The sequence below is a fragment of the Micromonospora sp. NPDC049089 genome, from assembly GCF_040648775.1.
Classification (GTDB): Bacteria; Actinomycetota; Actinomycetes; order Mycobacteriales; family Micromonosporaceae; genus Micromonospora.
Map to the genome: position 1 here is coordinate 1 of NZ_JBEZEH010000041.1, position 21,200 is coordinate 21,200.

Below are 21,200 nucleotides of genomic sequence, written 5' to 3' on the forward strand. Positions count from 1 at the left end.
ATCCGGACGACCCCCACCCGCCCCCGTCGGTCGACCGGCCCCCCCGCCGGCGGGCCAGTTCTCATCAACCCCGCCCTGCTGCGCGTCCCCCGGCGGCCTCGCCTGCGAGGCCGCCGGCAACGCCCTATCGGGGGAGCTTGCGGAGGATGTCGACCACGAAACGGTGGTCGTCCAACTGCGGCAGCCCGGAGACACCGACCCAGCCCACCACACCGGTGCCGCGCACGCGCAGGGGTACCGCGCCCCCGGCCGCCGCGTACCGCGAGGCCGGCAGACCGAACCGCTCGGCCAGCGTCACCTGCTTGTCCTGGCACAGCCGGGCCATGTAGAGCGAGGAGTGCTCGAAGCGCATCACCACCCGCCCCTTGCGGCGCAGCCAAGCGTCGTTGTCCGCCGTCGACCCCGGCAGGCCACAGTGGAACAGCTGCCGCCCGGCCCGCCACACGCCCACCGAGACCGGCAGCCGCTGCTCGGTCGCGGCGGCGACGGCGAGCATCCCCAGCTCGTACGCGTCGGTCTCGGACAGGCCCGCGAGCTCCAGCTCGTTCTCCTCGCGCAGCAGCTCGTCGAGCGTCGGCCACGATTCACGGTCAGCTGACATGTGCTTCTCCTTGTTGGTGCGGGCGATCATCCTCGTCGCTGGGGGCGATCACCAGGCGCAGGGCGCGTAGTCCTTCAGGAAACAGCCGTACAGGTCCTCGCCCTGCTCGCCGCGGACGATCGGGTCGTACACCCGGGCCGCGCCGTCGACCAGATCCAGTGGGGCGTGGAAGCCCTCGTCGGCCAGCCGCATCTTCGTCGGGTGAGGGCGTTCGTCGGTGATCCAGCCGGTGTCGACGCTGGTCATCAGGATGCCGTCGGTCAACATCTCCTCGGCGCTGGTGCGGGTCAGCATGTTCAGCGCCGCCTTGGCCATGTTGGTGTGCGGGTGCCCCGGCCCCTTGTAACCGCGGCCGAACTGACCCTCCATGGCCGACACGTTCACCACGTACTTGCGGCGGGCCGACGCGGCGGCCATCGCCGGGCGCAACCGGCTGACCAGCACGAACGGCGCGGTGACGTTGCACAGCTGCACTTCGAGCAGCTCGACCGGGTCCACCTCCTGGACCCGCTGGACCCAGCTGTTGACCGAGTCGAGGTCGGGCACGAGCCCGCCGGCGTCGATGGCGGTGGACGCCGCGATCCGTTCCGGCGAGGCCGAACCGCTGGTCAGTGCCAGCGCGGTGAGCGCGTGCGGAGTGAGCGCCGTCGACTGTGGGCCGGCGGTCAGGGTGCCCACCGGGCCGCCTTGCGCGTCCGGCTTGGCGAACGTGATCAGCTCCGGCAGCGGGCCGTCCGGCAGGGCCGCGGCCTCGGCGGCGATGAGCTGCGCGTACGCCCCGGGGGACCGGCGGACGGTCTGCGCCGCGTTGTTGATCAGGATGTCGAGGGGGCCCTGGCTGCTGACGTCGTCAGCGAGGGCGATCACCTGGGCGGGGTCGCGCAGGTCGATCCCGACGATCCGCAGCCGGTGCAGCCAGTCGGCGCTGTCGGGCATCGCGGCGAAGCGGCGGACCGCGTCGTGCGGGAACCGGGTCGTCACCGTCGTGTGCGCGCCGTCGCGCAGCAGCCGCAGCGCGATGTACATGCCGATCTTGGCCCGGCCGCCGGTGAGCAGCGCACGCCGGCCGGTCAGGTCGGTGCGGGCGTCGCGGCGCTCACGGTTCAGCGCGGCGCAGGACGGGCAGAGCTGGTGGTAGAAGGCGTCCACCTCGCGGTAGCGCTGCTTGCAGACGTAGCAGCCGCGGGCGTTGTGCAGGAAGCCGGCCGTCTCGCCCGCGACCGAGGACGCGAGCGGAATGCCCTGCGTCTCGTCGTCGATCCGGCCCGGAGCGCCGGTGGCGGTGGCCTCCGTCACCGCGCGGTCGGCGGCGAGGATGGCGTCCCGCCGCTCCTCCCGCCGCCGCTGCTTGATCACCTTGTAGAGCCGGGCGGTGGCCCGCTGCACCTGCACCACGTCGGGGTGGTCGGAGGGCAGCGCCTCCAATTCCTCGAAGACGCTGAGGCAGGCCTCCAGCCGGCTTCGGTCAATACCCTCTTGACCGTTTTCGGTAATGTTGTCCACCGTCATGCGTCGTTGTCTCGTCCCGTATCCCGGACCGGCTCCAGCCGGCCCGCCCCAAGTCCGACCCGAAACGGTACGCGCCTCACGGCCTCCGACGCACCTCGCGGCCGCCCGGCGTGGTGCGCCTCGCGGCGCTAGGCGGCGTCGGAGTGTCCGAGACGCCAGTAGCCCATGAAGGCGACCGCCCGCCGATCCAGACCCCGTTCGGCGACCAGGTGCCGGCGCAGGTTGCGGATGACGCCGGCCTCCCCGGCCAGCCACGCGTAGAGCGGCGCCGGGGCCACCTGCTCGGGCACCTCCCACAGGATCTCGGTGTCCACGTCGACGTCCGGCACGGGCTGGGCGGCTGTCGACGCGCCGGGGGCCAGCAGCTCCCCGGCCGCGGCGACGACGGCGGGCACCAGTCGGCTGCCGTACCCGTCGGCGCCCCGGGCCAGCCAGCGGACCTCGACGCCGGGCGGTGCGAGCAGCGGCAACACGTCGGCGGCGTCGGGCACCTCCAGCACGACGGTGCCCCGGGCGTCGAGGGGAAGCCGCTCGCAGATGCTGCTGATCGCCGGCACGGCGGTCTCGTCCCCGGCCAGCAGCACGGTGCCGCCGGCGGACTGTCGAAATTCGACCCCGCCGTGGTTGCCGTCGTAGCCGGCATCCGGCCCGACCAGGGCGATCTCGTCGCCGACGCTGGCCCGCCGCGCCCAGCGCGTCGCCGGGCCACTGTCGCCGTGCAGCACCAGGTCGACGTCGACCTCGGCCAGGTGCGGGCGGACCGCCCGGACGGTGTAGGTGCGGATCGGGTTGCGCAGATGCTCGGGCAGGGCCCGCCACGTCGCGTACCAGTCCGCGCCCTCCGGCAGGGTCGCCCGGTCCTGACCGGGCAGCGGCAGCGCCAGCTTGATCCGCTGGTCGTAACCGTTGTCGGCGAAGCGGTCCAGGTTCGCCCCGGTGAAGGTCACCCGGGTGAAGGACGGGCTCAGGCGGCGTACCGCGCGGACGGCGACGGCGAACACGCGCCACGGGGCGATGGGCAGGGTCTCGGTCATGGTGCCTCTCTCGACGCGGGCGGCTCTACCGGGTGGTGCTCGCCACGGCGCGGGAGCGCCACAGCAGCCAGACGAAGTACGGGGTGCCGATCATGGCGGTGACCAGGCCGGCGGGGATCTGGGCCGGCGCGATGACCGTCCGACCGAAGGTGTCGGCGATGCTGACCAACGCCGCGCCGAGCAGGGCGGCCACCGGGAGCACCCGGGAGTGCCGGCCGCCGACGAGCGCCCGCGCGGCGTGCGGGGCGACCAGACCGACGAAGCCGATGACCCCGACGGCCGAGACGGCTGTGGAGGTGAGCAGCGCCGCCGCGCCGAGCGCGATCAACCGGGTGCGTTCCAGCCGAACGCCCAGCACGCGGGGGGTGTCGTCGTCCAGCGCCATCAGGTCGAGCTCCCGGCGGGCGGCGACAACGGCCGGGGTGAGCACCAGCAGGGCGATCGCCACCGGCAGCACCTGGGTGGGCATCCGGCCGTAGGTGGAGCCGGACAGCCAGGTCAACGCCTTCCCGGTGTTCCACGGGTCGAAGGCCACGACCAGGTAGGTGATGACCGCCATGCCGCCCTGCCAGGCGCCGAAGCCGATCAGCACGAGTCGGTCGGAGCTCAGCCCGCCGCGCCAGGCCAGGCCGTAGACCAGGGCGAACGCCAGCATCGCGCCGAGCCCGGCGACGCCGGAGACCGCCCACACCCCGGCCAGCGGCACGAAGGTGAGCAGGGAGACCGCGCCGAGCCCGGCGCCGGCGGTGATGCCGAGGATGCCGGGTTCGGCCAGCGGATTGCGGCAGACCGCCTGCACTGTGGTGCCGGCTACCGCGAGCGCCGCGCCGGCCAGGACCGCCGCGGCGACGCGCGGCCACCGCTGGTCCAGCACGAAGGTGTACGCGGGCCCGGTGCTGCCGTTGACCCAGTTGACGACGTCTCCGAGCAGCACCCAGGTGTCACCGGCGAGCATGCCGACCGTCACTGCGCAGACGGTCAGGACGGCGGTGACGGCGACGACGCCGCGGTGGAAGGCGGCGGAGCGGACGGCCGCGTGCCCGCCGGGCGGACGACGGGTGGGGCCGGCGTCGCGGTGCCGGCGGGCCAGCCAGATGAGGATCGCCGCGCCGAACAGTGTGGTGACCACGCCGGTGGGGATGTCGACCCCGGCCTGCCCGCCCATCACGGCCCGCAGCAGCACGTCCGAGCCGAGCACGATGATGACCCCGACGATGCCGGACAACGGCAGCAGGACGCGGTGGCGGTGCACGCCCGGCACCACGGGGGCGAGCAGCCTGACGATCACCGGTGCGCACAGGCCGACGAAGCCGACCGGGCCGGTGAGGGTGACGGCCGCGGCGGAGAGCAGCACGGCCAGCACCATGACGGTGAGCCGGGTGCGCCGCACGTCGAGGCCGAGCACTGTGGCGGTGTCGTCGCCGAGGGCGAGGATGTCGAGGCGGTGCCCGAGCAGCACGAGCACGATGGCGGCGCCGACGATCACCGGGGCGAGTTGGGTCAGCGCGGTCAGGTCGCTCTGCACCAGCGAGCCGTTCCCCCAGGCGAACAGCCCGATGGTGGCCTGCTCGAACAGGAGCAGCAGCAGGGTGGTCACCGACCCGAGCGCCAGCGCGGTCGCCGAGCCGGCGAGGATCAGCCGGGTGGTGCCGGCCTGCCCACCGGAGGACATCGCCATCACCAGGCCGGCGGCGGCCAGCCCGCCGCCGAAGGCGAGGCCGCCGGCGGGCAGCGCGGGCAGTGAGACGCCGAACGCGGCGACGGCGACGATCGCCAGGTGGGCGCCCGCGTTGACAGCGAGGGTGTCGGGGGACGCGAGCGGGTTGCGGGCGATCGACTGCAACGCCGCCCCGGCGAACCCGAGCGCCACGCCGATGGCGAGCCCGGCGAGCAGCCGGGGCAGTCGGGACGCGATCAGGACGCGGGCCGCCTCATCGTCGGCGCCGGTCGCGAGCCGCAGCAGGTCGAGGGCGCCGACGTTCGAGGTGCCCTGGGTGAGGTGCACCGCGCCGACCACGAGCAGCAGCAGGATCGCGGCGACGAAGACGACGGCGATGCGGGGCACGGCCAGGCGCCCGCCCGGAGCCGGCCGGGTGGCCGGCTCCGGGCGTGGGGGCGCGTTCAGCACGCTCACACCGCGTACGTCTTGACGAGTTCGTCGATGTACTGCTTGCCGGAGAGCGGACCGCCGAAGGTCCAGATGCCGTTGGGCATCTTGTGCAGGTTGCCCTTCTGCACGAAGGGCAGCGACTTCCAGATGGCGTTGCCGGCGAGGCCGTCGGCGAACACGTCGTCGCCGTCGGAGGCGTTGTAGAAGAGGTGCATGTCCGGGTCCTTGAGGACCGTCATGCCTTCGACGTCGGTCTGGCCGAGGCCCCACGCCTCGTCGACCTTGCCGGTCCAGGCGTTGGTGAGGCCGAGCTGGGTGCCGATCTCGGAGACGAGAGAGCCCTTGCCGAACATCCGGATGCTGACGGTGCTGCCCTCCTTCCAGCCGTCGGCGATGGCGAACGGCTGGCCGGCGGCACCCGCGTCGGCGATCTTCTTCTTGCCGTCGGCGATGGCCGCGTCGAAGTCGGCGAGCAGCTTCTCCGCCTGCGCGGTCTTGCCGACCGCCTTCGCGATCATGGTGAGGTCGGTGCGCATCCGGCCCAGGTTGTCGGTGGCGTCACTGCCCTTGGCGACCACGACGGGGGCGTACTTCTCCAGCTGACTGATCATGTTGGCGCCCCGGTCGTCCTCCATCACGATGAGGTCGGGCTGGAGGGCGACGATCGAGTCGACGCTGGGCTCGCCACGGGTGCCGACGTCCTTGACGCCGGGGTCGAGCTTCGCCGAGGTGACCCAGGTGCCGTAGCCCTTCGGGTCGGCCACGCCGACCGGCATGACGCCCAGGCTGACCAGCATCTCGACCTCACCCCACTCGAGACCGACGACCTTGGTCGCCGGGGCCTTGAGGGTGATTTCCTTGCCCCGGCTGTCGGTGAGGGTGACCGGCCCGCCAGCGGCCGAGGCGGAGGTCTCGGGGGTGGCGGTCTTCTCGGTCGTGCCGCAGGCGCCGAGCGTCAGCGCGGCCACGACGGCGATGAGGGCGGTGAAACGGGTACGGGTCATGACGGTCTTTCTCTGCTGGGGATGAGGGGTGTTCAGACCAGGGCGCGGATCGCGTGCCGTCCGACCGGGCGGGTGGTGACCAGTCCGCTGATCGGATCGGTGGTCACCTCGATGCGGATCCCGTAGGTCTCGGTGAGGGCGTCCTCGGTGAAGACCGCCGCGGGGGTGCCGGTGGCACGCACCCGGCCCTGTTGCAGCAGGACCACCTCGTCGGCCACGGCGGCTGCCTGGTTGAGGTCGTGCAGCACGACGCCGACGGCGACGTTGTGGTCGTCCGCGAGGTCACGGACCAGGTCGAGGATCTCCACCTGGTAGCGCAGGTCGAGGAACGTGGTGGGCTCGTCGAGGAGCAGGACCGGGGTGTTCTGGGCGAGGCAGGTGGCCAACCAGACCCGCTGCAACTCGCCTCCGGAGAGTTCGTCGACGGGACGGTCGGCCATCGCGGCCACGCCGGTGACGTCCATGGCGCGTGTGATGGCGGCGGGGCCGTCCGGGTCCTCGGTGCGCCAGCGCCCCCGGTAGGGGTGGCGGCCATATCCGACGACGTCGCGGACGGTGACCCCGCTGGGCACCGGCCGGCTCTGGGCGAGCAGCGTGACCCGCCGGGCGAACTCCCGGGCCGCGAGGCTGGCGGCCGTGACGCCGTCGGCGAGGTGCACGATTCCGGCCTCGATCGGGTGCAGCCGGGCCAGAGCCCGCAGCAGTGTGGACTTGCCGCTGCCGTTGGGCCCCACCAGTGCGGTGACGGCACCCGCGCGGAGGTCGATCGCGGCACCGTGCACAACCGGCACACCGTGATAGCCCAGACGGAGGTCGACGCCGGACAGGCTGCGCTCCCCGTTGGCCGACGCCAACTCGCTCTGCATGAGGTTAGGCTAACCTAACCGAATGACGGCCTGTCAAGCCGGTCGCGCAGCCGTGACCGGCCGGACGGACCGGTGCTCGTCGGGCCCGTGCGCGCGTGAGGGATGCTGGGTCCGTGCACATCGCGACCCTCGGCCCACTCGCCGTCGACGGCAAGCCCGTTCGAGGTGAACGGCTCGCGGCGGTGCTTCGCGCGCTCGTCGACGCGCGGGGGCGAGCGGTCTCCGTGAGCCTGCTCGTCGACGCCGTCTGGGACGGCGTGCCGCCCGACGACGCGACCGGCGCAGTCCAGGCGCTCGTGTCCCGGGTACGTCGCCTCGGGCTGCCCGTGGTCGCGGTGCCGGGCGGCTATCGGCTGCCCGCCGACGAGATCACCGTCGACGCGGTCGAGGCGCGCGCGCTCGTCGAACAGGCAGGCACCGTGTTCCGGTGCGGTGACGTCCGTGCCGCCCGCGGCCTGGCCGATCAGGCGCGGGCCCTGTTCCCCGAGGTGCCCGAGTTGGTCAGCGCCGAGGACACCCGCCTGTTCGCGGAGGTCGCCGCGCTGCGCGCGCAGGCGGCACTCGCCGGCGCGGGCCCGTACGACGAGGTCGACCTGGGCCGACTCGCCGCGCGGACACCGCCGGACGAGCCCTCCGCCGCCCTGCTCGTCCGGGTGCTCGCCGCCCAGGGGCGGGAGGCGGAGGCGCTGGAGGTGGTCGAGCGGCTGCGCGCCGACCTGGCCGACCGCTACGGCACCGACCCATCACCCGTGATCACACAGGTCCACCTGGCGCTGCTGCGCGGCGAGCTGACCACCCCGGCCGTCGAGCCCTCGCCCCGGCAGCCGATGCGGATCGCCCTGCCCGCCGCGTGGCGTCGGCCGATGACCGCCCTCGTCGGCAGGGAACGCGACGTCGCGACAGTGGTGGAGGGACTCGCCGACGCGCCTCTGGTGACGATCGTGGCAGCCGGCGGCGCGGGCAAGACCCGTCTTGCCGCCGAGGTGACGCGTCGCGCGGCGGCGGCCGGGCAGTCGGTACGCGTGATCGAACTGGCCGGCCTGCGCTCGTCCGACGAGGTGCTGCCCACGGTGCTCGCGGCCCTCGGGGGTGCGGACACCTCGGCGACCGGCGGCAACCTCGGCCTGGAGCGGCGGGTGCTCAACCCCGCAGAACGGCTTCGCGCCGTGGCACCCGACCTCGACGGGTTGGTCGTGCTGGACAACTGCGAACACGTCCTCGACGCGGTGGCCACCGTCGTCGCGGACCTGGTCGCGGTGACCTCGCCCGAGGTCACCGTGCTCGCGACGAGCCGGGCACCGCTGGGCCTGGCCGGCGAACTGGTCCACCGGCTGACCGCCCTGCCGGACAGCGACGCGCTCGCCCTGATCGAGACCCGGGCGAGGGCCGGTGGCGCGGTGCCCACCTGGGACACGACGCGGGCACTCGCTCTGTGCCACCGGCTCGACAACCTGCCGCTGGCACTCGAACTCGCCGCCGCGCGACTGCGCAGCATGCCGATCGACGACGTCCTCGCCGGTCTGAGCGACCGCTTCGCGCTGCTCGACGACGCCCTGCGCGGCCTGCCGGAGCGCCACGCGAGCCTGTGGGCGATGGTCGACTGGAGCAGGGAGTTACTCGCCGAGGACGACCGTGACCTGCTCCAGCGGGTCGCGGTCATCCCCGCGCCGTTCACCGCGGGCCTCGCCGCGGCGGTCGCCCAGACTTCGGATGTCCGTCGTGGACTGGCGACACTCGTGGAACAGTCCCTGCTGACCCTCGTCGAGGGGGACGGTCCACCGCGCTACCGCATGCTCGAAACGGTCCGCGAGTACGGCGAAGCCCGCCTCGACGCGGTGGGTGCACGGGGTCCGGCCATGGGCGGCCTGGTCGAGTGGGCGCGGGAGCAGGCGGTCGCGCTCGCCGACCAGTTCGTCGGCCCCGGTCAGATCGACGCGCTCACCCGCTGCGCCGACGAGCAGGACAACCTGGTCGCGGGTCTGCGCTGGGCACTCGGGCAGGACGACGAGCCGGCCGCCGTCGAGGTCGCCACCGCGCTGTTCCACCTCTGGGCGGTTCGGGGACTGCACCTGGAAGTGTCCGGGTGGGCGGCGGGTCTCCTGCACGTCGAGGACCCGAAGCGACGGCTCCACTCCGCGATCACGTACGGCCGCCGCAGCGGCAGACCGCTGCCCAACGCCGACCGGCTGGCCTGGATGTGCCTGTTGACCGGGGTCAACGCCGGCATCAGCGGCGACCTCCGGCTCGCAGTGCTCGCCCGTCGGGCACTTCGGACAGTTCTCGCCGACCGGCCGGACGAGGTGTCGTCCCGGTTGACCGTTATCGCGACTGCGCTACCCCTGTTCGACGCCGTCGACCCGGAGGAGAGCATGAAGGGCACCGTCGAGATGGTCGGGCACCCCGACCCGTACGTGCAGGGGCTCGGCCTGTTCGCCCGCGCCGCGGTCTGGGAGAACGGTGGCATGCACGAGGCGTCGATCGTCGACGCCGAGCAGGCCTACCGTCGTTTCGAGATGGCCGGCGACCAGTGGGGCATGGCGATGGCGGCGGGTGCCGTCGGGCAGTTCCTGGTGCCGGGCGAGGGTGCCCGGTCCGCCGAGTGGCTCGCGCGCAGCGTCCGCCACATGGAGCTGATCGGTGCCACGCAGGATGCCCGGTCCATCCGGGTGCGGCTGGACGTGCAGCTCGCCCTCGCCGGCGACCCGGACGCCGAGCGGCGGCTGGTCGAGACGGCGGCGCCGGGCGAAGCCGAGGCCGTGGACGCCGCGGTGGCGTGCCTCGGGCTGGCCCACGTGGCGTGGCAGCGCGAGCGGTACGACGAAGCCCGGGCGTACGGCGACGGGGTGATCCGCACCCTGGCCGGCTGGACCGGCCCGCCGCCACAGCCACGCGCCATGCTCCGGGTCGCGGTGGCGGTCCTGCACCTGCGGGTGGCGCAGGTGCGACCGGTGCCGGGAGAGAACGCCGACGCGCGCGCGGCCGCCGCACTGAGCCTCGCCAGCGACGAGGCGCTCTCCTCACGGGACCTGCCGGTCATCGGGGCATGGGCGCAGGGCGGCGCCGAACTCGCCGCGCACCGGGGCGACGTGGCGGCGGCTCGCGAGCTGTTCGCGCTCGCGACGCGCATCGGCACCCACGCCGGGACGTTCTTCCCGCCCGGCGACGCCGAACGACTCAACGCCGCCCTCGGGGACGAGGAGCAACGTGAGCCATTGGTGGCCGTGTGGCGCGGGCGGTCGGTCTCCGCGACCCTCGCCCGGCTCCGCGAGCTGATGGACGACCTGCTCGCCTAGCGCCTGGTGGAGTCTGCTAGGCCGCCAGTGCCGCGGTGATCGCTCTGATGAGGATCTGTTCCGCCCCGTCGGGAGAGGTGGCGGTCGGTTTTCCCTTGAGGTGCCCCAACCAGCCGTAGACCGTCATCGAGCCGCCGGCGATGCCCGGGAAGTCGGTGTCGATCCCGCCGGCGTACGTCTCGGGTCTCCGCAGCAGTTCGTCGCTGGGCAGGTACGCGGGTACCTCGTTCGCGTAGCCGGCGAACAGCAGCTGGCTCGACGTGCCGTATCGCGCCCGGAAGTAGACGGCGTATCCGGACACGATCTCGCCACCGGCCAGCAGCAGCCGAAGGTCCGGGCTGCCGGCGAACCTCCAGGACTGCAGGGGCACCGGAATCGACGTCGCGAACGTCCCGGCGTCGATCTGCGCGATCATCTGCTGCGCGTGCCGCCGGTAGTAACCCGGCAGGGAAAGGTTGTTCGACCGCACGGCGTAGGCCGCGGACACGTCCCGAAGATTGCCCGCGGTCAGCATCACATCCAGCGGCAGGCTCACCTCCCGGTAGTGGGTTGTCGTCGGGCCGGCGACCGGGCGTCCCGGCCGCAGCAGCGCCGTCGTGACGGCCTGGGCGAGCTCGGCGCCCCGCAGGCTCCGCTGGGCCCAACCCCGCGCGCCGTCAGGGTTCTGGTCGCCGGCCGGCCCGAGAAGGAACTGGGCGAAGGCGCCGGTCGCCTGCTCGATCCGGGTGACCGCGTCCCCCGGGTAGTCCGGGTCGAACATGGTCTGCCGCCCCGCCACCACCGGATGGCACCCGTAGCTGAACAGCACCGCCAGCGGCTCACCACCCGGCGTACGGGCCGTCAGGACAGGTACGTCCGACTCGACGTACGGCAGACTTTCCCGGTTTTTCGAGAAGTGCTGGTCGACGACCTGGTAGTCGAGGGTGCACGCCGTTCGTGGGCCCTCAAGTGTGTCCCGGACCAGCTGCACGATCTTCGTGGCCAACTGGTCGCCGTAGGCACGCACCTGTGCCTGCAGAGTGGAATTCATCCCGTACGAGATGAACGGGTCCAGTTTGTCGGGGAGCACTGGACCGTTGTGTGTGTGCGTGGCCGTCAGGGCGAAGTTCTCCGACGCCAGCCCGAGAGCGACCACCTGGCTGCGGATCGACCGGTGCAGGCCACGTGCGAAGCCGAGAACATCGGCGGTGACGATGACGTGGGGCACGCCCTCGTGCCACAGGATTGTGCACCGCGCGAACAGCGGGGCAGCGGTCCCGGTCGCCTGGCGGGGCGTATCGACGCCGTAACCGGCCAGGTACGCGTCCGCCGACGGAGTGATCTCCACCTTTCCGACGGACAGCTCGGTGCCCGCCGCCCCCAGTGCGGGGCTGCCGAGGAGGCTCTGGCCAACCAGCGACGCGGCGACGATGGACCCACCGGTGAGCAGGCGGCGACGACCGACGGTCAGTCGCCGATCATCCGGTTTGTCGCCCTCGGCCGCCTGCGCCCGAGATTCCGATGTGGTGGCAGCCCTGACTCTGGACATGGTCATCCGGCAACGATCTCCCCCGTGAGACGCCGACGCGCGACCGCCGCCTCGCATCACCAGTGAATGCGCAGCGACGGTTGTCAGTATTGAGTTGAGGGGAATCATGGCGGACGCCCCGACCCCGGTCAATGGTTCGTGGGCCGACGGCACGCCCCGGACGGGCGACATGTCCGCGCCCGATCGTGGTGTCGGGCGCGACGACTGACGCCGTCCGGGTGTTGCTGCCGTCGGCGGTGCATCCCGCCGGGCCAGCATTCGGCCACGGCGCCGGCAGGTCGAGGTGCCGACGCCGTGACCAGGTCAGATCTTCTTGCGGTACGCGCGCAGCGCCAGCGGCATGAACACCGCGACGAAGCCGGCGCACCAGGCGAGCGTCCACCACACGTGGTTGTCCAGCGGGGTGCCGAGGAACAGCCCGCGCACCGACGCCACCAGGTGGGTCATCGGGTTGACGTCCACGAACGCCTGCATCCAGCCCGGCAGCGTGTCGGCGCCGACGAACACATTGGACGCGAAGCTCAGCGGCATGATCAACGCGAACATCACACCCTGCACGGCACCCGCGGTCCGCACCTTCATCGACACCAGCACCGGCAGCCAGCTCAGGCAGAGCGCGAACAGCACCGCGAGCAGACACCCGGCGATGGCCCGGAACACGTCGGTCTCGATCCGGAAACCCATCACGTAGCCGATCGCGAGGGTCGACACGGTGACGATCACGTACCGGACGACGTCGCCGAGGACCGCGCCGACCAGTGGGGCGGAGCGGGGGATCGGCAACGACCGGAACCGGTCGAAGATGCCCTTGGCGATGTCGGTGTTGAGGTTGACGCCGATCGCGATGGCACCGGTCGCGATCGTCTGCGCCAGGATGCCGGGCAGCAGGAACTGCAGGTAGTCGTGGGTCGAGCCGGCGACCGCGCCGCCGAAGACGTACACGAAGATGATGAGGAACAGCACCGGTTGCAGGGTGACGTCGATGAGTGCCTCGGGCGTACGCCAGGTCTTGATGAGGCTGCGCTTGGCGAGTGCCAACGAGTGCCGGACCAGTCGAAACGGTCGCGGGTGCGCGGTGATCGTCGACAGCGCCCGGTTCCGGGTGGGTGGCGCGTCGGTGAGAGTGCTCATGCCGCGACCTCCGTGGGGCGGGTGGTGTCGTCTTCCGATGCCGTGCGCCCGGTGAGGGTGAAGAACACCTCGTCGAGGCTCGGCAGGTGCAGGGAGAGTTCGGTGACCGCGATGCCGGCGGCGGCGAAGCGCGCGACACTCTCGGTCAGAGCCGCGTCGTCGGTGACCGGCACCGCGAGCACGCCCTTGCGGGTCTCGTCGGCCTGCGCGCCGGAGCCGACCCGGGTCAGGATCTCCGCGGTACGCGGCAGGTGCGCCGGGTCGGACGGCCGGACCTCCAGGGTCTGCCCGCCAACCACCCGCTTGAGCCCGTCAGGTGTGTCGTGTGCGATCACCCGGCCGTGGTCGATCACCGTGATCGCGTCGGCGAGCGCGTCGGCCTCCTCCAGGTACTGCGTGGTGAGCAGCACTGTCGAGCCGTTGCTGACAAGCGTTCGGACCACGCCCCACATGTCCTCGCGTTTGGCCGGGTCGAGCCCGGTCGTCGGCTCGTCCAGGAAGATCACGTCGGGCGAGCCGACGAGGCTGGCGGCCAGGTCCAGCCGTCGCCGCATGCCACCGGAGTAGGTCTTGGCCTGCCGGTTCGCGGCATCGGTCAGGTCGAACCAGTCGAGCAGCTCGGCGGCCCGCCGCCGGGCGCCGCTGCGCCCCAGCTCCAGCAGGGTGCCGAACAGCTCCAGGTTCTGCCGACCGGTCAGGTCCTCGTCGACCGAGGCGTACTGGCCGGTCAGTCCGATGCTCTGCCGAACGCGTTCGGCGTCCCGTACCACGTCGAAACCACCGATCCGGGCGGTTCCGCCGTCCGGGGTCAGCAGGGTGGAGAGGATGCGAACGGCGGTCGTCTTACCGGCGCCGTTGGGGCCGAGCACCCCGAGCACCGTCCCCCGGGGCACGGCGAGGTCCACGCCCTGCAGCGCCCTCGTCTTCCCGAACGTCTTCACGAGGCCCTCGGCCTCGATCACCAGGTCAGCTGTCATGCGTACAGCCTGCGCCCGCCCGCTGACACCGCCCCGACACGCCACCGACATCGGCTGACACGGGCTGACACCGCAGTCGTCGAGGGTGAGGGCGGCCAGGGTGTGCGCGTCCACACCGACGGTCGGCGTCACGATATGCTGGGCACGGCAGAGCGCCTGCCAGCGCCCGATGTGGTGGCCCACGCCCGACCACATGCTTGGGGCCAAGAGTCTCCGACTCCGCGCCGATGTGTCGACTCTCGGCGTGCCGGTCACGCCGTCCGTTCGGTGGAGTGCGTGGGGCTGCACCGGAGGCGTCATGTCTGATCCCACCCCCCCGACGGACCCCGGCCCCGGGACGCGCCCGCAAACGCGCCATCCGGGAGCACGCAGCGCGGGCTGGCGTTGCCTACTCGGAGGCGGCCCGGCAGCTCGAGTCGGTCGGCCTTCGGCCCGGCGAAACCCTTTCCAGGTACGGGCGGACGATCTATCCGATCGGGTTCGACCCGCATCGCCAGCTGCTCGTCGAACGCCGTGAGCGGCGGTCGTTCGAGGAGCGGGTGTCGGACACCAGGCGGGCCGCGGCCCTGCCTCATGGGCGTGCGCGGCACCTCGTCGAGCGGTTCCCGCCCAGCCGCGGGCGTACCGGCAGCGGGGTCGGCTCGCTCTATCACGGCGAGGGCCGCGAGGAACTGCTCGCGATGCTGTACATCGTGATCGTGGCCGAGTCGCCGGGGTTGCTGCCGGAGGTGGGCGACCTCGCCTGGATCGCCGAACTCGGCGAGGACACCGCACTCGACACGGCGTGCGCCGAAGTCGACAGGGAGGCCCGCCGCCTGCTCGACCAGGAGCCACTGGCCCTCTGGTCGCGCATCCAGAAGGCGCTGACCGTGGCCGGACGCAGCGTGGACGGGCAGGTCCGGCAGGAGGCGATCCGGCAGAGCGCGCTGTTGGGCACGATGATGACCCCGCGTCTGGGACACGCGGGCGAGCCGTACGTTCCGGGGTTGCCTGTCGCCGGGGTCCGGCAGATCCTCGACGCGCTGCTGATAGTCGCCGACGACGGACACGCGCCGGGCACCCGGGTACGCCTGCTCACGCCGCCGCACGACGGGCGGTCAGCCACGATCATCGGTGCCCGCTGGGGTTCGTCCGGTCCGCCGGTGGGCTATCTGGTGTGGCTCGACGGAGCGACGGCGCCGCTGTCGGCCCGCCCCGACGACCTGATTGTGCTGGCCGACCAGGAGACCGTTCCGCGCTGAGCCGGGGCGGTCCGGACCACCGTCGCGTCGCGTCACGGTCCAGTAACCCGCCCCACCGTCGTCGATCATGGACTTGTGGTGGTAAACAAAAGCCGTGAAAAGCAGTCAATAGGGCACCACAACTCCATGATCCACGGGCCGGGCCCGCCCTCATGCCGCGATCTTGCACTTTCGGTCTCGGCATAGGGGGCTTTCCACGCGTATCGGCAACCGAAACTGCAAGATCGGCGGGGCGCGGGGCGCGGGGCGCGGGGCGTGAGGGCGTGAGGGCGTGGGGCGGCCGGGCTCCCCTTTGGGGGAGCCCGGCCGGTGCGGTCGGTGCCGTCGTAGAGCTGTCCGGGGCGAAGCGGGGGGAGGTGCTGCGCACGGGAGAGGTACGGACGGCGTGACCGCGCTCCGCGCGGTGGTCCGCGTGCTCAGCTCGGCAGGCGGCCCCGCGTGGAGACGAAGTGGTACGACATGACGGCGAACCCGGGGTCACGGAGCAGCCGTCGGAAGGCGTTGAGTTGCTGGGGCGACAGCCCGGCAGCCAGCAGGTCCGGTTCCAACTGGCGGGAGTTGGTCTCGTAGAGCGATGTTCCGGTCGACCCGCCGGCCCAGCTCTGCGAGTAGGTGATGGTGTCCAGGTCGGTCAGGCCGGCGAGGGCCATCTCGGTGTGGACGTCCTGCGCCCATCCCAGGTCGGCGCCGTGGTCCTCCAGGACACCCATCATGGCGTCCATGACCTGCGCGAAGAGCTTCGCTGCGTCGTCGCTGGGCGCGGTCAACACCCGCTGCGGCGCGGTGCAGTCGAACTCCTCGACCACCAGCCACCCGCCGGGCGCCAGCGCGCCGGTGAGGGTACGCAGGACCCGTCGTCGATCGGGAAGGTGCAGCAGCACCAGCCGGGCGTGGATCAGGTCGAACGCGTCCCCGGGTGGCGGTTCGGTGCGCACGTCGTGCTGGCGTACGTGCAGGTTGCCCTCGGCCACCAGGTGTGTGGGGTCGATGTCGGTGGCCAGCACGTGCCCGTCGTCGCCGACCGCGCGGGCCATCCGCCGGGCCATCGAGCCGCCACCGGCCCCGACCTCCCAGCAGGTCGCGCCGGGCTCCAGCACCGGGCGGGCCAGCCGACGCGTCGTGATCGGATCCAGGAAGGACTCCAGCGCGTGCATCTGGGGAACGGCGTCCGGTGCGCCGTTGTCGAAGGTATAGGTGTCGTCGCTCGTAGCGGTTGTCATCGGTGTCTACCTCTCCGTGGAGGGTCGGGTGACTCGAGAATGGTCGGGTGACTACGGGGTGTCGGCCCAGAGCCGAGGGGTCGCCCGGTTGGCCGGGGGCGGCGCAACGGCGGCGACGCTCAACATCGCCGCCAGTGGGGCCGGATCGCGGCGGGCCTCCGCGGTCGGCCGGTCGTAGACCACCCGGCCGTACTCCAGCACCGCCACCCGGTCCGCGAGCTCGATGGCGTACTGGAGTTGCTGCTCCACGAGCAGCACTGTCAGGCCGTCGGCGGCGAGACCGTTGACGAGTTCGCGGACCCGCGCCGCCAGATCGGGCGAGAGCCCCTCACACGGTTCGTCGAGCAGCAGCACCCGGGGTTGGCCGAGCAGCGCACGGGCTATCGCCAGCATCTGCTGCTCGCCACCGGAGAGTTCGCAGCCGCGGTGCCGCAGCCGCACCGCCAGCCTCGGCAGCAACTCCAGGGTGCGGGCGACCGTCCAGCCTTCGCCGCCGGAGGTGGGGGCCCGCCACGGCGCGGCTGCCAGGTGCAGGTGCTCGGCCACTGTCAGCCGGGAGAAGACCCGTCGGCCCTGCGGGACGAGACCGACGCCGGACTGGGCGATGCGATGCGGTTGTCGGCCGGCGACGTGCACGCCGCCGATCTCGATGCGACCGCTGGACGCCCGCACCAGCCCGGCGATGGTGTGCACGAGCGTGCTCTTGCCCGCCCCGTTGCGGCCCACCACGGCCTGGATGCTGCCCGGGCGTACCCGCAGGCTGACCTCGTGCAGGACGATTCCCCCGCCGTAGCCGGCGCAGAGACGATCCACAGTGAGCATCAGGCCACCCCGTCGGCGTAGGCCTGCCGCACCAGCGGCGAGGTACGGATCTCGTCCGGTGTGCCGGCGGCCAACGTCTGACCGTCGCGCAGCACCGTGACCGTGTCGGAGAGGGCGTACACCAGGTCCAGTCGGTGTTCGACCAGCAACACGGCGACCGCCCTGGGCAGCGCCTGGAGCACCTCGACCAGCCGGCCGACCTCGACGGCGGACAGCCCGGCCGCCGGTTCGTCGAGGAGCAGCAGGCGAGGGCGACCGGCCATCGCCATCGCGATCTCCAACTGGCGTCGTTGCCCGTGCGCGAGGTGCCCGGCGGGCACCGCCGCGACGGCACTGAGCCCCATCTGCTCCAGCAGCGGACCGGCCAGGCGCTGTGCCGCGCGTCGGCGGCCGCCCGGCCACCACCGGCCGCCCGGAATGATCCGTGGCAGCGCGGCCACCACGACGTTCTCCGTCGCGGTGAGCGTCGGGAAGACCGCCGGTCGTTGGTGGATACGGTTGATGCCCCGCCGGGCCCGGGCCGCCGGGCCGAGTCGACCGACGTCCCGTCCGTCGAACCGCACGCTGCCGCGTTGCGGCCGGGTGGACCCGCCGAGGACGTTGAGCAGGGTCGTCTTGCCGGCCCCGTTCGGGCCGATCAACGCGTGCCGCTGGCCGTCGTGGATGCACAGGTCCACGCCGTCGAGTGCGGCGAGCGAGCCGTACCGCACGCTGATTTTCTGGGCTTCCAACAGGCCGGTCATCGGTGCAGCTCCGCAACCTCGGCCTGGTCATGGGCGGCTGGCTGGTCCGGCTGTGGCGTCGCGGCGCCCGGTGGGCGCAGCCGACCCCGGGCCCGGTTGACACCGGTGGGCAGCAGGTAGACAGTCGCCACGAACAGCACGCCCAGCACCAGTGGCGCATGGCCGGGCAGCACCCCGAACAGCCAGTCCCGGACGGCGATGACCAACGCCGCACCCACCAGGGCGCCACCCACCGAGGCGGTGCCACCGATGACGACACCGAGCAGCAGCAGCGCTGAGGTGTCGAAGCCGAAGTCGGCGGGGGAGATGTACTGCTGGGCGACGACCAGGAGCGAGCCGGCGGCGCCGGCGATGGCTCCGGCGGCGATGTGCGCGCCGGACAGGTGCAACGCCACCCGGTGACCGCTGGCCCGCAACCGCGTCTCGTCGTCGCGGCCGGCACGCAGCACCAACCCTGCCCGGGTACGCAGCAGCACCAGCACCGCGCCGACCAGCGTGGCCACGACGACCAGGGCGTACAGGTAACGGGCCTGGTCGTTGGCCAGGGCCGGGAGCCCCCAGAACGGGCGGACCGCGGGGATGCCGGCCAGCCCGTCCGTGCCACCGGTCACCGACCGCCACCGCCCCAGGACGATGACGACGAGTTCACCGATGGCCAGAGTGATCATCAGGACGATCACCCCGCGGGCGTGCACGACGAGCGGCACGGTGAGCGCGGCCAGCAGCGCCCCGGCGGCCGCCGCGACGACGAGCTGCACGACGCCTACATCGGAGACCCGGCTGCCGACCACGGCGCAGGCGTAGGCGCCGGCCGCGTACGGCGCGGTCTGGCCGAGGGTGGGCATGCCGGCGACGCCGGTGAGCAGGGCCACGCTCACCCCGACCACTGCCAGCGCCAGCGTCCGGGCGAGGATCGCCGTGGTGTAGTCGTCGACCACCCAGGGCGCCACGACCAGGCCGACCAGGACGAGCGCCGCGACGCCGCCTCGAACTCGCCGAATCACCTCGCCCCTCATGCCGCTCTCCACCTGCCGGCCAGGCCACGCGCCCGCACGGCCAGCACGGCCGCCATGGCCGCGAACAGCAGAAACGGCGCGGCGGACGGCAGCAGCGCCACGCCCAACGTCTGGATCTCGCCGATCGCGAGCGCGGCCAGCAGGGTGCCCGCCATCGACCCGAGACCGCCGAGGACGACCACCACCAGGGAGAGCAGCAGCACCGTGTCGGCGGTGCCGGTGCCGGGGCCGATGATGGGCGCGCCCAGGACCCCGGCCGCGCCGGCCAGCGCGCCGGCGGCGGCGAGCACACCGGCCCGGATCCGTGCCGGACTCACGCCCAGACAGGCGACCATCTCCGGGTCGTCGACCGCCGCCCGGACCAGCATCCCGGCCCTGGTGCGTCGCACCACCAGGTAGAGGGCGGCGGCGAGCACCGCCGCGACGACGATGAAGACCAACCGGTACGCGGCGTAGCGGTGACCGGCGACCATCACCGACCCCTCCAGGGCTGCGGGCACCTGAACCTGCGGGTTGTCCGGCCCGAAGCCGGCGACGAGCAGGCTGCCGCCGGCCAGCGCCACCCCGAACGTCAGCAGCGCCTGACTCAGGTGATTGCCGGTGGCGACCGGTGTGAGCAGGCCGGCCAGGAGCACCCCCGTCGCGGCGGCGGCCAGCACACCGACAGTCAGCGCCAACGCCAGGCTCGCCCAGCCGCCGTCGAGCATCGCCGCCGCGGTGTACCCGCCGATCGCGTAGAGCAGGCCGTGCGCCAGGTTGAGGATGTTGGCGACGCCGAAACAGAAGACCAGGCCCGAGGCGGCGACGAACACGAGCAGCCCGTAGGCGACTCCGTCCAACGCCGGGATCAGGTACGGGTCGATCCGGTTCGTGCCGGCCGCCACCACTATCACCGGCCGACGGTCGCGAGGTCGCCCACGACGGTGTTGGACAGCGCTCGGCCGTCCTGGCGGACCTGCCGCAGGTACCACTTCTGCACGGGAGAGTGCGTGGTGGTGGAGAACTGCCAGGTGCCACGCGGGCTGGCGATCTGGCCGAGTTGGCCGATGGCCGTATTGATGGCCTCGGGGGTCGGGTCGTTTCCGGCCGCGCCGATCGCCCGGTCGAGCACCGCCGCCGCGTCGTACGAGGCCAGCGCATAGGTCGTCGGCGAACCGTCGTGCTTCGCCTTCCACGCGGCCACGAAGGCGCGGTTCTCCGCGTTGTCGAGGTCGGGCGAGTAGTTGAGCACCGAGTAGATGTCCCGGGCGGCCTCGCCCTGCGCGTTGAGCACACCGCCCTCGGTGAGGAACCCGGCCGCGTACAACGGGATGTCCTTGATCTCGGACTGGGCGTACTGCTTCACGAAGTCGACGGCGGCGCTGCCGGCGTAGAACGTGTAGACGGCCGCCGCGCCGGAGGCCTTGATGCGGGCGAAGTACGGCAGGAAGTTGGTGGTGGCCGGGAATGGAGTGAAGGTCGTCTTGCCGTCGGCATTCGCGAGCTTCCCACCGATCTTGCCGAAGGCGTCGGTGAAGCCGCGCAGCTCGTCCCAACCGCCCTGGTAGTCCGGGCCGATCGCGTACACGGAGCCCTTGACGTTGTCGCGGACGTGCTGGGCGATCGCCGCCCCGGGCTCGTCGGAGAGGTACGAGGTGTGCCAGACCCGGGAGACGTCCTTGAGCTCCGGCCGGCCGTTGGAGCCGACCAGTGGCACCTTCGTCTCGTTGAGCAGAGGGGTGACGCCGGCGACCGAGCCGCCACCGACGATGCCGGTGAGCGCGGACACCCGGTCCTGCTTGAGCAGCTTGGTCGCGGCCGGGACGGCGGTCTGCGCGCCGTTGCCCTCGTCCGCGACGACGAGGTCGACCTGCCGGCCGCCCAACTTGCCGTCGTGGGTGTCCAGGTAGAGCTGGAAGCCGTCGCGGATCTCCGTGCCAACAGCCTGGTACGTCCCGGACAGCGACGCGAGCAGGCCGATCTTTATCGAGCCGCCGGCGCTCGTGCCCGGAGCGTCGTCGCCGCAGGCGGTGCTGGTGGTCAGCACGGCGGCGAGCAGCGCGGCGGTGAGGGCACGGCTGCGCCAAGGCGTGGTGAGAGGCATGTCTAACTCCAGAGGAAGGGGA

17 protein-coding genes are annotated in these 21,200 nt (G+C 72.4%); 2 read left to right on the plus strand and 15 right to left on the minus strand.

Annotation, left to right across the window (positions count from 1 at the left end; genetic code table 11):
- Positions 1-124: 124 nt before the first annotated feature.
- The 6 genes from AB0B48_RS10065 to AB0B48_RS10090 all read right to left on the minus strand — a co-directional run bounded on the left by AB0B48_RS10065 (position 125) and on the right by AB0B48_RS10090 (position 7,124).
- Entirely contained in the window at positions 125-601 is a 477-nt protein-coding gene (locus AB0B48_RS10065; RefSeq protein ID WP_355010264.1) for a heme-degrading domain-containing protein, read from the minus strand.
- Between the two features lie 48 nt (positions 602-649).
- The gene (locus AB0B48_RS10070; RefSeq protein ID WP_357198646.1) at positions 650-2,110 is read right to left on the minus strand and encodes an SDR family NAD(P)-dependent oxidoreductase; all 1,461 of its coding nucleotides are present in this window, start codon (positions 2,108-2,110) and stop codon (positions 650-652) included.
- A 128-nt stretch (positions 2,111-2,238) separates the two neighbouring features.
- Positions 2,239-3,144, minus strand: a complete 906-nt coding sequence (locus tag AB0B48_RS10075; RefSeq protein ID WP_357198649.1) for a siderophore-interacting protein — start codon at positions 3,142-3,144, stop codon at positions 2,239-2,241.
- Between the two features lie 25 nt (positions 3,145-3,169).
- Positions 3,170-5,269: an iron ABC transporter permease gene (locus AB0B48_RS10080; RefSeq protein WP_357198713.1), complete on the minus strand. Its 2,100-nt coding sequence runs from the start codon at positions 5,267-5,269 to the stop codon at positions 3,170-3,172.
- A gap of 5 nt (positions 5,270-5,274) precedes the next feature.
- Positions 5,275-6,258, minus strand: a complete 984-nt coding sequence (locus AB0B48_RS10085; RefSeq protein ID WP_357198652.1) for an iron-siderophore ABC transporter substrate-binding protein — start codon at positions 6,256-6,258, stop codon at positions 5,275-5,277.
- 32 nt (positions 6,259-6,290) lie between these two features.
- Entirely contained in the window at positions 6,291-7,124 is an 834-nt protein-coding gene (locus AB0B48_RS10090) for an ABC transporter ATP-binding protein (RefSeq protein ID WP_357198655.1), read from the minus strand.
- A gap of 113 nt (positions 7,125-7,237) precedes the next feature.
- Here AB0B48_RS10090 and AB0B48_RS10095 point away from each other — a divergent pair, with 113 nt between their 5' ends.
- Positions 7,238-10,417 carry a BTAD domain-containing putative transcriptional regulator gene (locus tag AB0B48_RS10095; protein WP_357198658.1) on the plus strand — a complete coding sequence of 1,060 codons (3,180 nt, stop codon included), beginning with the start codon at positions 7,238-7,240 and terminating at the stop codon, positions 10,415-10,417.
- Between the two features lie 16 nt (positions 10,418-10,433).
- On the opposite strand, the gene AB0B48_RS10100 is transcribed toward AB0B48_RS10095, so the two are convergent.
- From AB0B48_RS10100 to AB0B48_RS10110, 3 genes are all read right to left on the minus strand, one after another.
- Complete coding sequence (locus tag AB0B48_RS10100; protein WP_357198661.1) at positions 10,434-11,951, minus strand: hypothetical protein; 1,518 nt, start codon at positions 11,949-11,951, stop codon at positions 10,434-10,436.
- Between the two features lie 297 nt (positions 11,952-12,248).
- Positions 12,249-13,076 (minus strand): ABC transporter permease, encoded by an 828-nt coding sequence (locus AB0B48_RS10105; RefSeq protein ID WP_355010270.1) that lies wholly within the window; start codon positions 13,074-13,076, stop codon positions 12,249-12,251.
- Positions 13,073-14,053 carry an ATP-binding cassette domain-containing protein gene (locus AB0B48_RS10110; protein ID WP_357198665.1) on the minus strand — a complete coding sequence of 327 codons (981 nt, stop codon included), beginning with the start codon at positions 14,051-14,053 and terminating at the stop codon, positions 13,073-13,075. Before AB0B48_RS10110 ends, AB0B48_RS10105 begins: the two co-directional genes overlap by 4 nt.
- Positions 14,054-14,592: 539 nt before the next feature.
- On the opposite strand from AB0B48_RS10110, the gene AB0B48_RS10115 reads away from it, so the two are divergent.
- Entirely contained in the window at positions 14,593-15,294 is a 702-nt protein-coding gene (locus tag AB0B48_RS10115) for a hypothetical protein (protein ID WP_357198668.1), read from the plus strand.
- A 416-nt stretch (positions 15,295-15,710) separates the two neighbouring features.
- Here AB0B48_RS10115 and AB0B48_RS10120 read toward each other — a convergent pair whose 3' ends face one another.
- From AB0B48_RS10120 to AB0B48_RS10145, 6 genes are read right to left on the minus strand one after another with little or no spacing between them, the layout of a single operon-like run.
- Entirely contained in the window at positions 15,711-16,514 is an 804-nt protein-coding gene (locus AB0B48_RS10120) for a methyltransferase domain-containing protein (RefSeq protein ID WP_357198670.1), read from the minus strand.
- A gap of 51 nt (positions 16,515-16,565) precedes the next feature.
- Positions 16,566-17,336, minus strand: a complete 771-nt coding sequence (locus tag AB0B48_RS10125; protein ID WP_355010079.1) for an ABC transporter ATP-binding protein — start codon at positions 17,334-17,336, stop codon at positions 16,566-16,568.
- Positions 17,336-18,079, minus strand: a complete 744-nt coding sequence (locus AB0B48_RS10130) for an ABC transporter ATP-binding protein (RefSeq protein ID WP_357198674.1) — start codon at positions 18,077-18,079, stop codon at positions 17,336-17,338. The genes AB0B48_RS10125 and AB0B48_RS10130 overlap by 1 nt, the downstream gene beginning before the upstream one ends.
- Complete coding sequence (locus AB0B48_RS10135) at positions 18,076-19,095, minus strand: branched-chain amino acid ABC transporter permease (RefSeq protein WP_357198677.1); 1,020 nt, start codon at positions 19,093-19,095, stop codon at positions 18,076-18,078. The genes AB0B48_RS10130 and AB0B48_RS10135 overlap by 4 nt, the downstream gene beginning before the upstream one ends.
- Positions 19,092-19,988, minus strand: a complete 897-nt coding sequence (locus AB0B48_RS10140) for a branched-chain amino acid ABC transporter permease (RefSeq protein ID WP_357198680.1) — start codon at positions 19,986-19,988, stop codon at positions 19,092-19,094. Before AB0B48_RS10140 ends, AB0B48_RS10135 begins: the two co-directional genes overlap by 4 nt.
- Positions 19,985-21,178, minus strand: coding sequence for an ABC transporter substrate-binding protein (locus AB0B48_RS10145; RefSeq protein WP_357198683.1), 1,194 nt, complete (start codon positions 21,176-21,178; stop codon positions 19,985-19,987). Before AB0B48_RS10145 ends, AB0B48_RS10140 begins: the two co-directional genes overlap by 4 nt.
- Between the last annotated feature and the right edge of the window lie 22 nt (positions 21,179-21,200).

What these genes read in the sequence shown, in the direction of transcription:
- AB0B48_RS10110 (WP_357198665.1), bottom strand. Translation starts at nt 14,053, where the DNA reads ATGACAGCTGACCTGGTGATCGAGGCCGAGGGCCTCGTGAAGACGTTC.
- AB0B48_RS10065 (WP_355010264.1), bottom strand. Translation starts at nt 601, where the DNA reads ATGTCAGCTGACCGTGAATCGTGGCCGACGCTCGACGAGCTGCTGCGC.
- AB0B48_RS10125 (WP_355010079.1), bottom strand. Translation starts at nt 17,336, where the DNA reads ATGCTCACTGTGGATCGTCTCTGCGCCGGCTACGGCGGGGGAATCGTC.
- AB0B48_RS10075 (WP_357198649.1), bottom strand. Translation starts at nt 3,144, where the DNA reads ATGACCGAGACCCTGCCCATCGCCCCGTGGCGCGTGTTCGCCGTCGCC.
- AB0B48_RS10130 (WP_357198674.1), bottom strand. Translation starts at nt 18,079, where the DNA reads ATGACCGGCCTGTTGGAAGCCCAGAAAATCAGCGTGCGGTACGGCTCG.
- AB0B48_RS10090 (WP_357198655.1), bottom strand. Translation starts at nt 7,124, where the DNA reads ATGCAGAGCGAGTTGGCGTCGGCCAACGGGGAGCGCAGCCTGTCCGGC.
- AB0B48_RS10120 (WP_357198670.1), bottom strand. Translation starts at nt 16,514, where the DNA reads ATGACAACCGCTACGAGCGACGACACCTATACCTTCGACAACGGCGCA.
- AB0B48_RS10085 (WP_357198652.1), bottom strand. Translation starts at nt 6,258, where the DNA reads ATGACCCGTACCCGTTTCACCGCCCTCATCGCCGTCGTGGCCGCGCTG.
- AB0B48_RS10105 (WP_355010270.1), bottom strand. Translation starts at nt 13,076, where the DNA reads ATGAGCACTCTCACCGACGCGCCACCCACCCGGAACCGGGCGCTGTCG.
- AB0B48_RS10070 (WP_357198646.1), bottom strand. Translation starts at nt 2,110, where the DNA reads ATGACGGTGGACAACATTACCGAAAACGGTCAAGAGGGTATTGACCGA.
- AB0B48_RS10135 (WP_357198677.1), bottom strand. Translation starts at nt 19,095, where the DNA reads ATGAGGGGCGAGGTGATTCGGCGAGTTCGAGGCGGCGTCGCGGCGCTC.
- AB0B48_RS10145 (WP_357198683.1), bottom strand. Translation starts at nt 21,178, where the DNA reads ATGCCTCTCACCACGCCTTGGCGCAGCCGTGCCCTCACCGCCGCGCTG.
- AB0B48_RS10100 (WP_357198661.1), bottom strand. Translation starts at nt 11,951, where the DNA reads ATGACCATGTCCAGAGTCAGGGCTGCCACCACATCGGAATCTCGGGCG.